The organism is Enterococcus camelliae, from assembly GCF_042685105.1.
In the GTDB taxonomy this organism is placed as follows: domain Bacteria; phylum Bacillota; class Bacilli; order Lactobacillales; family Enterococcaceae; genus Enterococcus_G; species Enterococcus_G camelliae.
Window position 1 is genome coordinate 1 of the sequence record NZ_JBHUMO010000002.1, and the last position, 14,452, is coordinate 14,452.

At 39.2% G+C, this 14,452-nt stretch carries 9 protein-coding genes and 1 pseudogene; 8 read left to right on the plus strand and 2 right to left on the minus strand.

Going from position 1 to position 14,452, the window contains the following annotated elements; genetic code table 11:
* Positions 1–286: helix-turn-helix domain-containing protein (locus ACFSR0_RS00485; protein ID WP_379978824.1), on the minus strand; the 286-nt coding region annotated here is incomplete at its 3' end.
* Between the two features lie 302 nt (positions 287–588).
* Here ACFSR0_RS00485 and ACFSR0_RS00490 point away from each other — a divergent pair.
* The 8 genes from ACFSR0_RS00490 (at position 589) to ACFSR0_RS00525 (ending at position 12,647) form a co-directional block, all read left to right on the plus strand.
* Positions 589–2,085, plus strand: a complete 1,497-nt coding sequence (locus ACFSR0_RS00490; protein WP_379978826.1) for an FGGY-family carbohydrate kinase — start codon at positions 589–591, stop codon at positions 2,083–2,085.
* An 18-nt stretch (positions 2,086–2,103) separates the two neighbouring features.
* Positions 2,104–2,958, plus strand: coding sequence for a class II fructose-bisphosphate aldolase (locus ACFSR0_RS00495; RefSeq protein ID WP_379978828.1), 855 nt, complete (start codon positions 2,104–2,106; stop codon positions 2,956–2,958).
* Positions 2,959–2,984: 26 nt separating this feature from the next.
* On the plus strand, positions 2,985–3,986 hold the full coding sequence (locus tag ACFSR0_RS00500) for a 2-hydroxyacid dehydrogenase (RefSeq protein WP_379978830.1): 1,002 nt from the start codon (positions 2,985–2,987) through the stop codon (positions 3,984–3,986).
* A gap of 231 nt (positions 3,987–4,217) precedes the next feature.
* Positions 4,218–4,652 carry a hypothetical protein gene (locus ACFSR0_RS00505; RefSeq protein ID WP_379978832.1) on the plus strand — a complete coding sequence of 145 codons (435 nt, stop codon included), beginning with the start codon at positions 4,218–4,220 and terminating at the stop codon, positions 4,650–4,652.
* A gap of 128 nt (positions 4,653–4,780) precedes the next feature.
* Complete coding sequence (locus tag ACFSR0_RS00510) at positions 4,781–6,250, plus strand: TIGR02677 family protein (protein WP_379978834.1); 1,470 nt, start codon at positions 4,781–4,783, stop codon at positions 6,248–6,250.
* Positions 6,251–6,264: 14 nt separating this feature from the next.
* Positions 6,265–7,368: a TIGR02678 family protein gene (locus ACFSR0_RS00515; protein ID WP_379978836.1), complete on the plus strand. Its 1,104-nt coding sequence runs from the start codon at positions 6,265–6,267 to the stop codon at positions 7,366–7,368.
* Positions 7,361–11,425: a TIGR02680 family protein gene (locus tag ACFSR0_RS00520; protein WP_379978838.1), complete on the plus strand. Its 4,065-nt coding sequence runs from the start codon at positions 7,361–7,363 to the stop codon at positions 11,423–11,425. The genes ACFSR0_RS00515 and ACFSR0_RS00520 overlap by 8 nt, the downstream gene beginning before the upstream one ends.
* On the plus strand, positions 11,412–12,647 hold the full coding sequence (locus tag ACFSR0_RS00525) for a TIGR02679 domain-containing protein (RefSeq protein WP_379978840.1): 1,236 nt from the start codon (positions 11,412–11,414) through the stop codon (positions 12,645–12,647). The genes ACFSR0_RS00520 and ACFSR0_RS00525 overlap by 14 nt, the downstream gene beginning before the upstream one ends.
* Before the next feature lie 124 nt (positions 12,648–12,771).
* On the opposite strand, the pseudogene ACFSR0_RS00530 reads toward ACFSR0_RS00525, so the two are convergent.
* Positions 12,772–14,158, minus strand: a pseudogene (locus tag ACFSR0_RS00530) (L-lactate permease).
* Positions 14,159–14,452: the final 294 nt, after the last annotated feature.

The following is a 14,452-nucleotide window of genomic DNA, read 5'->3' on the forward strand; positions in this document are numbered from 1 at the left end:
AATACTTATGATGATCTCTCGCATGCGAGTTTGTGCGATTTTCTTTATAGACTCGTGCACCTGAGACGGCAATATACTGTTCGTAATAGTTGCGTTGATAGTCAGGTTGGCGCGTTTTTCCGCGTCTCAATTCGCGAGAAACAGTCGATTGACTGACTCCTAATTCGCACGCCATTTCAGCTTGTGTATAGGTGCCACATTTTGCCATTTGTTCTAATTTTCCACGTTGGATGTCAGAAAGGTGCTTAAAGTGACGCTTTTCTGTGGTATAATTGGTTTGAGTCATGTAGATACCTCTTTCATACTTATGGTTTTGACGCTTTTAAGTATAACGTATCTACATGATTTTTTTGTTTATTTCTTTATGCATTTCATTTTACAACTTACCAGAAAAAATTTTTTGTGAAAAAAACATTGACAACGTTTTCAATAAAGGTTATATTGATGTCAGCATTGATTCAAAAGAACTGAACAAAACCAAAAACAAAATAATCTGGTGTTGAAAAGAACCGTTTGTCTAGTGAGTGGGGGGACTCTATCCTCTATTCATTAGAGACGGTTCTTTTTTTATGAGAGGAGTAGAGTTCATTGGCAAAAAAAGTTTTTTTAGGACTAGATAACGGTGGGACAACAATAAAGGGTGCTCTGTATGATGCACAAGGAAACGAAATCTATTTAGCTACGCAAAAGATTGGGATGTTTTCAAATGTCCCAGGGCATACTAGTCGAGATAGTGAACAATTGTGGCAAGCGAATATTAAAGTGATACAAGATATCGTCCAAAATAGTGGCGTTCAGCCTGAGGATATTGTTGGTGTCGGTGTAACTGGACACGGGAATGGACTGTATTTAACAAAAAAGGACGGTTCTCCAGCATATAACGGAATTATCAGTACGGATAGCCGTGGAACGAGATATGCTGAAAAATGGATTGAAGATGGCACCTTCGATCGAGTATTGCCAAAAACGCATCAGCAAGTATGGCATGGTCAACCAACGGCGATTCTAAAATGGTTTTTGGAAAATAAACCAGAAGTTTTGACTGAAACAGATTATATTTTTATGTGCAAGGACTATGTAAAATATCGGTTGACTGGCAATCCTTATGGGGAATTGACTGATATGACTGCCACAGGACTAATGGATGTTGAAAATAATACGTATGATCTCAATTTATTAAAAGAATATGGACTGGAGTCTCTGATTAATAAATTACCAGAAAATAAAAAAGCAACGGATATCAGTGGATACATCACTAAGGAAGTAGCAGAACTGACAGGGTTAAAAGAAGGCACACCAGTTGCAGGAGGAATGCATGATATTCATGCAATGACCCTAGCTACGGGGGCAGTCCAAGACAAAGTCATGTCGGTTATTGCTGGAACTTGGTCCATTAATCAAATTGTGCAAAATACGCCAGTCGTATCAAAGGAAATTTTTATGTGTACGTCTTTCCCACCTAATAAATATTTAGTCACAGAAGCGAGTCCGACATCCGCAAGTAATTTAGAGTGGTTCCTACAAGAGGTTCTAAAAGATGTGCAATTACCGGATGGTCAATCGATTTATGATTACAGTAATCAATGTGTACGTGAAACGACACCGTCTGAAGAAGATGTTATTTTTCTACCGTTTCTTTATGGAAGTGAACAAAAAGCCTGCTTTTTAGGAATGAAGGCTTGGAATACACGTGCCCAATTGATTCGTTCGGTTTATGAAGGAATTGTCTTTCGTCATAAACATCACATTGATTACCTTATTCAATTCGGTGGTGTGGACATTGAGAAGATTCGCTTAGCTGGTGGTGTAGTCAATTCAAAAGAATGGTTACAAATGTTTGCTGATATTTTACAAAAACCAATTGAAGTTGTGAAAGTACAAGAATTAGGCTGTTTAGGTGCAGCGCTATGTGCAGGAGTTGCCGCGGGGGTCTATGAGGATATTGATGATGCTGTTGAACAGAGTATGCATTTAAACAAAATGGATACGTATTTACCAAATAAAGAAAATCAAGAAATTTACAACAAAAAATACCAAAATTATCGAGAATATGAAAATATTTTGCGACCAACTTGGCATCAATAAAAATTGGAGGAATGAACCATGTATGAGAATTTAAACGGAATGTTGAAGAAAGCAAGAGCAGAAAAATATGCAATTCCAGCAATTGATATTACTGAAAACCATATGATTCGGACGATTTTGGATACAGCAGAAGCAGAAGGATCTCCTATTATTTTAATGGCGTTAGAGAGTGACTTAGTCGGGAAGGGTATGGATTATATCACTTCAGTTGTAAAAGGGGTTTCCAGTCGTTATCGTGTACCAATTGCCTTGCATTTAGATCATGCGACAGATTTCGAATTAATTAAACGGGCAATCCAAAATGGGTTTAGTTCGGTTATGTATGATGGTTCAGTACTGCCATTTGAAGAAAATGTGGCCAATACAAAAAAAGTGGTTGAGTACGCACATCAATACAATGTTTCGGTAGAAGCAGAACTAGGGCACGTTGCTGGTAAAGAGCTTGGTGGGAATGAAGATGAAGCTGAAATTCAATTAACCTCGCCAGAAGAGGTGAAAAAATTTGTTGAATTGACAAATGTTGACTGTTTGGCCGTTTCGATTGGTACTGCACATGGAATATATGAGTCATTACCAGATTTGGATATTCAAAGACTGGAAGAAATTAATGCGATCTCTAAAGTACCTTTAGTGCTACACGGAGGATCAGGAACACCAGAAGATCAATTACAAGAAGCATTCAAACATGGAATTGCCAAAATTAATTTATTTGCGGACTTAAGAATTGCAAACCGTAAAGGATACGAAGAAGCCTTAAAAGAGAATGAACGAATCGATTGTCTACCAGCTGATCTGCACCGTTCAATTAGTAAAGTTTTGGGAGAAGCAGTGAAACACAAAATGCATATGACAGGTTCCAATGCGAAATATTAAACACATACAGTAGGGGGAGTAATTCATTGAGAACTGTAGCCGTGGGAGACTTATTGATTCCAGTAGATTGGATGAAGGCACCCTTTTATCAAAATAATTCTTTTGACGTCTCTGCTATGCAGTGGCCTGTGACATCTATTGAAGAGCTACAAAAAATAAACTTATTGATTGAACAGAACGGACCGAACCAACCATTTTCAGCCAATATCGATCAGCAAATTATTGCTGCGGATCCAGAATTATTACTTGTACACTTTTATCCAGTTAGTCAAGAGTTAATTAAAGCTTGTCCAAACTTAAAAGTGATTGGTGTTTGCAGAGGTGGCATAGAAAACGTTGATGAGAAAACCGCTAGACAATTCAATATTGAAATAGTGAATACTAGTGGTCGGAATGCTCGTGCAGTGGCTGAGTTCACAATAGGGATGATGTTTGCTACACTCCGCAACATTGGTCAAACGTTTGTCGATTTGCAGTCGAAAGCTCAATGGCGAAAGCACCCTGAACGGATTGATTCGTCTCGTGAATTTCCTTATTTAGCTTTTGGGATTGTTGGGTTCGGCCAAATAGGACAGCTAGTTGTTCAATTATTACGTGGAATAGGGGCGCAAACTATTTATGTGTACGAACCGTTTCCGCCAGAAAATCCACCAACGGGAATTGTATTTGTTGATTTGCAGACGCTTCTATCTAAGTCTGATGTGGTAAGCCTACACGCGCGTTTGACGGAAGAAACAAAGCATCTTATTGGTGCAAAAGAGCTGGCTCTAATGAAATCAACTAGTTATTTGATTAATACGGCACGGTCGGGATTAATTGATGAAGAGGCCTTAATCAAGAGCTTGGAGCGTTGTCAACTCGCGGGAGCAGCATTGGATACTTTTGATTTAGAACCGTTACCGAAAGGACACCCTTTCCTCGCTTTGGATAATGTTGTCTGTACACCTCACATTGCAGGTTCAACGAGAGATGCATTCCAACAAACGCCCTATAGATGGTTAGAAATTTATCAGCAATGGTTGCCATAAAGACCAATTACTGATGAGTAAAAAATAAGAGCGTTGACGAAAGACATGTTCGTCAATGTTCTTATTTTTTTGGTAGTGTTTCTTCAAAAGACAAAAGAAAGCAAAAATATGTCCACTTTTAAAAAGAGGGGGGACATTTTTGTTTTAAGTGAGAGTAAGTCACTACAAAGGGTCAAAGGTTTGCTATAATAACAGTGTCAATAAAAAAGGAATAAAGAAAAGAGGGCGAAAATGATTGTTGCATTGATAGGTGAGAGTTGTACTGGAAAGTCTACATTGGCAGATAGGTTGCAAAGGGAGAAGGGAGCAACCGTTTTTATCGGAAAAGATTACTTACGTATGGCTAAAAACGAACAGGAAGCAGCAAAATTATTTACAGAGCTTTTGGCTAAGCCAACGGATCAATTGCTTGTTTATGTGATTAGTGAGGACAGCCAATTGCACTTTTTACCGGAGCATGCGCAAAGAATTATCATTACGGCTGATTTAGCAACGAAAAAAACGCGTTTTTCCAAGCGGATGAATGGACAGTTGCCTGAACCTGTTTGTCGTATGTTGGAACGGAATCATGGGCTATTTGATAAAGAAGCAGCGCAGTTACGAATTGATACGTCCTTTCTATCAATCGAAGAGGCTGCAGAACAATTGTTACAGTTTCTTTCATAATTATTCGAAATGGAAACTCTGTCAAGTGTAGGGTTTTCTTTTTTTGAATCGGTTTCTTTTAAGAACTTGTCAAAAAAAAAGAGGGATATGATAGAATAAGGAATATTTATAACTAAAAGGAGCCAACTATGGAGAGAATATTTGTCACCAATTATTTGAATGTCGAAAATGTTGGTCGGTATCGCTTATTAATGCGTTTCCTTTATAAACGTCATCGACAAATGCAGGGGACGATTTACCGTCCTGAGTTGCTGAAGATGATGCAGCGGGAATATCCAGGAACCTACTCGGAGTTAGATTTGGATAATGATTTAGAGAATCTAGTTGCTTGGGGGAATTTGTTAAAGCAACAAGAAATGATTCGACCAAAATCAATTGAAGAGTATCGTAATAAAAATTTTCGGTATCAGATTTCTGAGGATGGGGTACTGGTGGAAGAGATGGTTTATCAAATGACACACCGGGAACACTCTGTTCGAGGCGCTTTGAATGAACAAAGTTTTCGTCGCTTATTGGATTTATTGGAAGAATTTGTGGACAAGGAGTATTCATTAATTGAAACCTGGACGTTCATCCGAGAAGAGTTCAAAAAAATAGGAGAAGATACATCAAATTATATTGGCTATATCACTAGCCCAGAAGTGGATAGTCGGATGAAAACAGAGGAATTTTTAATCTACAAGGACAAATTTGTTAACTATTTGCGAGAGTTTATCAGTAGTGTCCAGAGTTTATATTTTTCTTTTGTGAGAGTTATCAAAAAATTAGATCAAATCAATCAAGAACAATTAATTGAAGAAGCGTATCAAAAAGAACAAGAAATTCCGGCAATGCATGGGATGAGCCGTGAGGAGGTTGCTGAGCAAATTCAAGGAGAGTTGGCGGCTCTTGGTCATTGGTTTATTGACAGTTCAGATCGGCCGAGTGAATATGATAACTTGCTGAAGCAGACAGATCAGATGATTTCTAAAATTACTGGTTTGATTTACTACTTTAGTCAGGAAATTCATCAATATCAAAGTCGTAAAAAAGATTATCGACACTTAGCAACTTGGTTTGCTAAGGCGGATAATCTTGATCAAGCAAAAGAAATGTATGCTGCTATTTTTGGTATCGACCATACGCGGCACTATTTTGTTACCGAAACCAGTGAAGCGAGTAGTAAGCGAGAAAATAGTTGGGAATTGGCACCTGCAATTATCTCATTGAATAATCGGGGAAAAGGAAGCCGCAATGATCGCAAAGTTTCCAGTGTGCGACTTGATCGTACAGTTCAAATCGAACAAATGCAACAGTATCAACGAGAAGTACTGCAGCGACAACAGAAAATCAAGAATTATTTTCATGAGAATGTACTGGATTTTCATGAAGTTGTTGAATTGGATGCGACTTCAAGAAAAGTTTTTTTAAAGTGGATTAGTCAAGCGATTGCGACCAAACAAACCGTTGGTCAGTCGGGGAAAACGCATTATCAACAAGTGATTACGACAGAATTTGATTTTACAGTGGTCGTGTCCGTCTCTCAAGTGGAACGGATTACGGTCCCATGTGAGGATGGTGTCTTGGAGATGCCTGCAGTTAGGATGGTGATAAATTAATGGAGGGCGCATTAATGAGTCAGGCTTTACAGCTGTTATTTGAACATTTTTGGATTATTCGAGAAGATTCTCCAGAAGAATACCAGTTTCTTCGACGGTATCAAGCACCATTGAAAAAAGAATTGCGGCAACGGTTTGGGATGAATTTGATTATTCGTCCACATTATATTCAATTATTAAAACGGCCGCACCGTCTTGCACCATGGATGGGGGAAATTGGCTTTCAGGAAACAACAGATTATGTCTTGTTTTGTTTAGCGATGGCCTTTATTGAAGACTTGGAGGCTGAAACACCGTTTATGTTGGATGAACTGATTCGCAGTTTGGATTTGTTAACGCCAAATGAAGTGGTGTTAGATTGGACGAACTATAATCAACGGAAAGGCTTGGTACGAGTCCTAAAAAAACTTATTTCCTTACGATTAATTGAGACGATTCAAGGCGATACGAGTTATTTTGAGCAGTCGGAACAAAACCAAGAAATATTATTTACCACCACACCACAAGCCCGCTCTTTTTTAGCTAGAGCGCCGCAATCCTATTCTCAATATGCTGAGTTTACTGATTTCTGGGAGGATTTACAGGCTAATCGGGGATTGGAAGCAAATCAGCTGATTTATCAGCGGTTGATGATGGAACCTGTCATTTTAAGAAAAGAAGAAACCGAAGAAGAGTTTAGCCGCTTGAGAAACTATGCCCGCTATATGGAAGATTTTTTAGAAGAAAATACTGAATTTCATTTTGAATTGTATCGCGATTATGCCGCATTTACAACGGAGCGCCGTGATGGGGCCAAAGAAAGCTTTCCGAGTAGGCAAGTTGTTGATGATGTTTTAATTCAACTGGCAACTTGCCTGAGAAGTGCAGAGCTAGCGGCTAATTTTGAAGGATTCATCGTTCTATCAATAGAAGAGTGGAATCAATTGTTGCTTGATTTACAGGAAAAGTATCAAGCGTACTGGTCGAAAGAATTTAAAGAGATGACCCTTACACAATTGAGCCAGGCATTGTTGCGAAGAGGAGAGAGCTGGCAAGTTCTTGTGTTGGAACAACAACAGATAAACATTTATCCGACATTTGGTCGAATGATTGCAGAAATGAGGAAAGAAAATGAATAACTGGGTTCTGAATCGAGTAGGGCTACTCAATTTTTGGTATTACCAGAATCAAATTTTTGAGTTTGCTAATGGACACATGTTGCTTCGAGGAACGAATGGTTCAGGAAAATCATTGACCATGCAAAGTTTATTTCCCGTTTTATTTGATGGGGATACGAGTGCATATCGTCTGGATTCCTTTGGTTCTAGAGATCGTAAAATGGAAGATTATTTATTAGGTGAAAAGGGCGTTTCAAATCGTGATGATGGTACGGGCTATCTTTTTTTAGAGGTGAAGCGACGTAATCGTGAGGAATATCTAACAATTGGTATTGGGTTGTCAGTCTCTGATCGAGGCAATCGTCTGAATAAATGGTTTTTTGCGCTTGAAAACAATCAAAGAATAGGCATCGATATTGAGCTTTTCGAAATGATCCGTGTGGACGAGATGCAACCATTCTCTAAGAAGAAGTTAAAAAATCGCTTGGAAGGCAAGGGACGGGTATTTGAATCACAGAAAGAATACAAAGAGTATGTGAATGCAACGATTTTTGGTTTTGAAACAATGGAACAATTTGATGAGTTGATTGCCTTATTGATTAACCTTCGTTCACCCAAATTGTCAAAAGAATATCGTCCATCTGTTATTTATGGTATTTTAAGAGATTCACTTCCTAAACTAAAAGAAGATGAGTTGCTCTCTCTTTCTCGAACCATTGAGCAGCTAGATGGGCATCGAGAACGTTTGGAAGACTTACAAAATGAAACACGCGAGTTGGCTAAATTTTCTCGGGTTTATCAAGAATTGCAACAAGAGCTTACGGGACAAGTCGCCAGCCATTGGTACGAACTATATAGAAAAAAAGAATCCTTATTTACGACGCAAACAGAATTACGGCGCATGATTGCTGAGGTACAACAATCATTAGTGGAAACGCAAAAAAAGATGGCTGACAATGATTTACGCCTACAAGTGCTTGAAAAAAGTATTTCTGAATTGAGTCAGCATGAAGGCTTTCATTTGGTTGCACGTGGGCAAGAATTAAAGGAACAAGGCATTCAGCTGGCAAGACTTGTCAAAGAAAAACAAAAGCAACTTCAGCAAAAGCAACAAGCTGTTTTGCGTGAAAAGCAGCAATTGGAAACGTATTTATTAGCCGATGAGCAGTTAATTAAAGAATTGGATGAAGTACTGGCGGATAATGAACAATATCTTGATGTGTTGAGCGTACATTCCTTGAATCAACAATACAGTCAAAAATTAAAGGAACAACCGCAAGAAGAGGATTATCGTTACTGGCGTTCTGAAATACTCAAGAAACAAACACATTATGGCAATGTGATTCAAGAATTAAAAGAGATGGCCCATTTGACAGAAAAAAATAGAACCTTGAGTAGGACGATTGGTGAAAAACAACAAATCATTGATGAGCTGCTGAGGGATATTCGCCAATGGGAACAACTTCGTATTTCTGAGATTGAAAAATGGAAAAGTGCAGTGGATCAATGGCGTGATAAGTTGCCTTTTGTCATTGATGACGAGGGCTATCAACAATTTTTGTATCAAGTTGATCAATTAGCAGAAGAAGAACTGCCAGAGCATGTCATTATGGAGCCGATTCAAAAAAGTTATCAACATGCAATTTTCGAAAAACGTGGGCAAAGGATTCCTTTAGAAAATCGTCAAACGGAACTTGCTGCTTTGGACCATCAGATTAGAGAAGAGATGGAACAATGGAAGCACACAAAGATACCTGAGCCTAAGCGAAGCGCAGAGCGTAGTGCTAATCGTCAAACACTAGCGCAACCTTATATTTGCTTTTACCAAGCGGTTGATTTCCAAAAGAATATTGATACACAGGTATGCAATTCAATTGAAGGTGCGTTATTGGCTTCTGGTATTTTGGACAGTTTAATTAGCAAAGAAGGATTACAGGTAGATGATGATGTACAAATTTTACCTGCTCCTCAATTTTTTACGAGCACACTTGCGGATATTTTGACGATTACACCAGATACGCCTCCAGAGTTGCAGGCCATTGTTGCAGATGTGCTGCAAAGCATTGTACTTGATGAAGTGCAAGATGGCGTACCCATGATTACGAAAGATGGAACCTATCAGCTAGCTAATTTACGAGGAGCAGCAGCCAAGGACTATCAAGCAAGTTATATTGGGGCTACCAATCAAGAACGATATCGCCAACACCAGCTTGCCTTGCTAGAAAAACAGCTGCAGGAGATAGAAGAAGAACAGCAACAACTAGAGCAGCAGCTGGTTAAGTTGCAAGCGGAAGAACAGCATATGATGGTCGCCTTTGAACAACACCCGACAGGCTCAGAGGTTTATCAAGCAATTGCCTACCTTCAAAAGAAAACCTTTGAAAAAATAGAAGAAACAGCCAGCTTAGAAAAATTAAAGCAACAAGCGGAGGCACTTCGAGCGGAGATAACGGATCTTCAGGTGCAAATACATGCGCATACACAACAGGATCAAATTCAATTGAATTTGACAAGCTATGAGGAAGCCGTTAGATATAGTCAGAATTATGCAGCCAATGTTCAGGATATTTATCATTATGCGAAAGACAGTCAAAATAAAAAAGCATTAATACAAAAAACACAAGAATATATTGATCAACAAGAAGAAGACACACTTGATTTGACGCAAGAATTGATGGAATTTACGCAGGATCAAGCCAAAAATACGAGCCTATTACAAGAAAATCTTGCCCAGCAGCAGCTTGTTAATGTTGAAGAATTGCAGCAACGGCTGTCTCAAAGTAAAGATGAACAACACCAACGCAGACAGGCTCAAGATCAACTTGGCCAGACGCAATTGCGCTTAACTGGAGAAGAAAGTAGTTACACCACTAAACTTGCAGCACTTGAAGCCCAGCAAGCAACTTTAGAGAATCAAGAATCACACTGGCAACAACTCCTTCACATAAGAACAGGTCTACCGTTAGAGGAGCTAGCAGCTTTTGCCAAAGTCGAAAAGCGCGAGCCGAATAGCAAACGAGCGAAAGAGTTAGAGAGCAAAGTCATTAGTCAATTTAATTATTTGGCAGATCAGCTACAAAGTTATCAACCACAGCTCCTGAATCAAACTGGTATCGAAATCAATAATCAAGATGAGCAAGCAATTAGTGAATTTGGAGCATTTAATCACTATAAAGAAGCTAGTTTTCAATTTGAAGGGCAAAAGCTACATGTTATGGATTTATTGACACAACTCAATGAGCAGCAACTAACATTGAAGGAATTGTTGAAAAAAGATGATGAACAACTCTTCAAACGAGTGATACTCGAATCAGTGGGAACCATTTTACGCAAAAAAATTGAAATGGCAATGACTTGGGTTCAACAAATGAACCAACTTTTATTAGACCAAGAAAATTCTTCAGGATTAACGCTCTCGATTAAATGGAAGCCCCTTACGAGTATGTCGGAACAAGATTTGGGCACAGTGCGCTTGGTTGCGCTACTACAAAAACAAACGGAATTGTTGACAGAAGCAGATCGAGAAGCAATCGCTCGTCATTTCCAAGAAAAAGTCCACTACGCACAGGAACAAGTGCAAAAAAATCCAGATGAACGGAACACGCTATTCCAAGCGATTGCTCAAGTGTTAGATTATCGAGACTGGTTTGCCTTTGAATTACGCTACAAACGGGCGAATGAAGGGTATCAAACACAAGTTCTGACTGATCGCAAATTCAACCAATTTAGTGGTGGAGAAAAAGCCGTTGCGATGTATTTGCCACTGTTCACGGCTGTAGCATCGCGTTATCGAGATGCTCGTAAGGAAGACTGTCCTAAGGTGATCACGTTAGATGAAGCCTTTGCGGGTATTGATGATAAAAATATTGGGGAACTATTCAAGGCCTGCGAACAGCTTGACTTTAATTATGTAATGAACTCGCAAGCTTTGTTTGGTGATTATCCAACGGTTTCTTCGTTGATGGTTTATGAACTATTACGGCCACAAAATATGAATCTTGTGACAGCTATTTGCTATTATTGGAATGGTCATCGAAAAGAAATGCGAGTAGGTGAATTGAGTCATGCAAGCAAATGATTTTTTTAATCAACCAGTGTTTAGGCGAATTGCGACAATTCTTTGGCAAAGGTATTATGTAAATGAACGATTCGGTCAAACACTTGGGAAAAAGCAATTAGAACAGGTCGATCAAGAACCTCTCTATCGCATGCTTGGTCTCACACTAATTGAATGGCAGACGAAAAAATCACTGAATATTCATGCGTTTGCCAATGCGTTAGAAGCCAGTTCGTTTCAAATGGATTTGACTGAATTTGTTGAACTAATGGCGGAACCTTTAGTAACTCGAACCACAGTAGTTGCTCAGGAACAAGAAGCATACACACATTTTTTAAACGAACTTGATCAAGTTAACCCCCAATTTGTAAAGCTACTTAGTGAAAAACAACTTAAAGAATGGTTTAAACAAAAGGACTTAACCGTATTTCAAATAGTTCAAGCAGGTTTAGAGCAGTTACCCAAAACGTATACCCGTATGCCTGTTTACGCGTACGATGTTACGAAAAATCCACACGCCTTTGATGAGGGACAACCAGCAGGAAGGCTTTTATTACAGATGTTAGCAGGAATTAGTGGCTTACAGTTTTCAGAACTTACTACCATCGAGGAAAAAAACCAACTCCTCAATCATTTTTATCTTTTAAAAGATGATAGTAAGAATGCGGTGGCCATTCGAGGGTTGCAAGCAACGGTTGGAGGGCGACCGCATCGACTTTGGCAAGCGGCATGTGATGAGCATTGTTCATGGAATGTCCCCTTAAAAGAAATCTTGAGAGTAGATACTATCAAACCAGCAAAAGGAAGACACGTACTAGTTGTTGAAAATTCGGGCGTGTATTCAATTCTATTAGAACAACTGCCTGACCTTGCCATTGTTTGTTCAAGTGGTCAATTTACGTATGCTGTCATTGTACTATTACGTAAACTAGTTGAGAGTCAGACAACCTTGCTGTATGTCGGTGATATGGATCCTGAGGGGTTAGTGATGGCGCAGAAATTGCTGAATTTGTCTCCTCAATATGGTCGTATTGTTGGAATGAATGAGAAAAATTATCATCAATTTAAAACGGAGACGGATGCAGATTTATCCATCCGTTTGAAACAATTAAGACAAATCAAAGATGGAAATTTAAAGCGTATTGCTCAAGAGATTATCGATACTAGAAAAATTGCCTCGCAAGAAGGATTTATTCCAGAATTGATTGAAGAAGTTCAACTTTTATTAGAGGCAACCAAGTAAAGTAGCAAGATGCTTTGTTTCATTAGCGCATCTGTCAAGCTGAAAGTTTGTAAAAACGACGCATCACAACAAGGGAATAAGATTCTCTGTTGCGATGCGTCGTTAATGTTCACTATCCAATAAATTAAATTTGGCCAAATAGTTTCCCTAAAGCGAAAATAACAAAGCAAATAATTAAGGTATAAATGGCACAGAATTTCATGGCTTGTTTTAAAATCGTTCCTTCTTCGCCGACGAGTCCTGTCGCGCCGGTTGCAACGGCGATGCTTTGAGGAGAAATCATTTTTCCTGCGGTGGCTCCAGCCATGTTGGCGCCGGCTAACCAATAGGGACTGACATCTAAGCTGTGGGCGGCTTTTACTTGTAGTTCACCAAAAAGGACATTTGCAGAGGTGTCGCTACCGGTAATAAACGTACCCAACGCTCCGATAATTGGCGAAATGAAGGGATAAAAACTTCCAGTGACAAGCACGAGGCTCAAGGCTCAAGGCGATGGTGTTGACCATCCCGCTATAACCCATAATTTTTGATAAGGCAACGATGGAAGCAACGGTGACCATAGTCTTGGTCATTTGTTTGGTTGTATGCCATAAAATTTGAACGCTCTTTGTTAAGGGGATGCCTTGGAACAGGCCACCCAAAATAGTGGCCAAAATAATTAATGTACCAGGGGAAGTAACCCAGCTGATAACATAAGGTTTGGCGTGTGCTCCTTGAAAAATTGTAAAGGAGCTTTGGATGCTACCTAGACGGTTATGAATTGCCGGTACCAATGAGGAAGTCAGCATAATAAAGGCAAAGACGAGAATGAATGGTAACCAAGCAATTAGTCCTTCCTTTGCAGTAACTTTGGGACGGTTGGTTGGTTGTTCTTCTTTTGGATCAATCCATTTGACAAGGACGATAATGGTTACGATGCAAATCAAAGAACCTGCGATGGAAGGTAACTCTGCACCTAAATACTTTGAAACGAAAATTTCAGGAACAGAAAATGCTAGCCCTGAAGCAAGGGTAATCCAGAAAACCTCTTTTATCGAGCGAAAACTTCCACCTTTAAAAAAATAATGGCTGCTTTCACTGGCGACATGCCAAGTACGGCTAAAATACTGGCTGGAATCGCGACGGCGGTTCCAAAACCGGCAATGGCTTCTAAAAAATCACCGAAGCCCAAAGCAAGTAAGAGCACAAGAATTCGCATGTCACTAGTAATGGAGATTAGCATTCCTTTGATGGTATTCATACCGCCTGATTCTGAACTGACATTATACGTGAAGACAGCTGCAATAATTAATAATTACATAAATAATAGGCTACAATGCCATCACAATGCCTTCTAAAGCGGCGGATAAGCTTTCGGTTGCACTGAAATGAAACCCAATCATACTCAAGATAATCGTGATGATCAAAGCAATGAAGCAAGTGAGGTCCCCACACATTTAAAAAGCACCTAGTGAGAGAACCAACCAAATAATGGGGATGATAGCAAGTAATGTGAGTAAACCTTGTGACATAGCTTCCATCCTTTCTAATGTAGCGTTTCTTTTTTCTTAGTGCGCAATGGCAAATGATGATTTTTTTACAAAAAAATCCCTCCTCGTGAAATGACTGAGCAGGCTTGGTTACGTTATCCGGGTTATTGATCGTCGAAATCAAAAAATAGCACCATGGTTTTGACAAGGAATAAGAAGAGAACGGATACAAAGTTGCTCAGGAATCATCTATGCTAGTTTAGAAATAGTCTAGTAAAGTTTGGATGTGAAAAAAAAGCCTGGAATTTGTTCATTTTTATTGGAAGATATTACCAA

Coding starts and splice junctions, on each gene's coding strand:
- ACFSR0_RS00495 (WP_379978828.1), top strand. CDS start 2,104: ATGTATGAGAATTTAAACGGAATGTTGAAGAAAGCAAGAGCAGAAAAA.
- ACFSR0_RS00505 (WP_379978832.1), top strand. CDS start 4,218: ATGATTGTTGCATTGATAGGTGAGAGTTGTACTGGAAAGTCTACATTG.
- ACFSR0_RS00510 (WP_379978834.1), top strand. CDS start 4,781: ATGGAGAGAATATTTGTCACCAATTATTTGAATGTCGAAAATGTTGGT.
- ACFSR0_RS00515 (WP_379978836.1), top strand. CDS start 6,265: ATGAGTCAGGCTTTACAGCTGTTATTTGAACATTTTTGGATTATTCGA.
- ACFSR0_RS00520 (WP_379978838.1), top strand. CDS start 7,361: ATGAATAACTGGGTTCTGAATCGAGTAGGGCTACTCAATTTTTGGTAT.
- ACFSR0_RS00525 (WP_379978840.1), top strand. CDS start 11,412: ATGCAAGCAAATGATTTTTTTAATCAACCAGTGTTTAGGCGAATTGCG.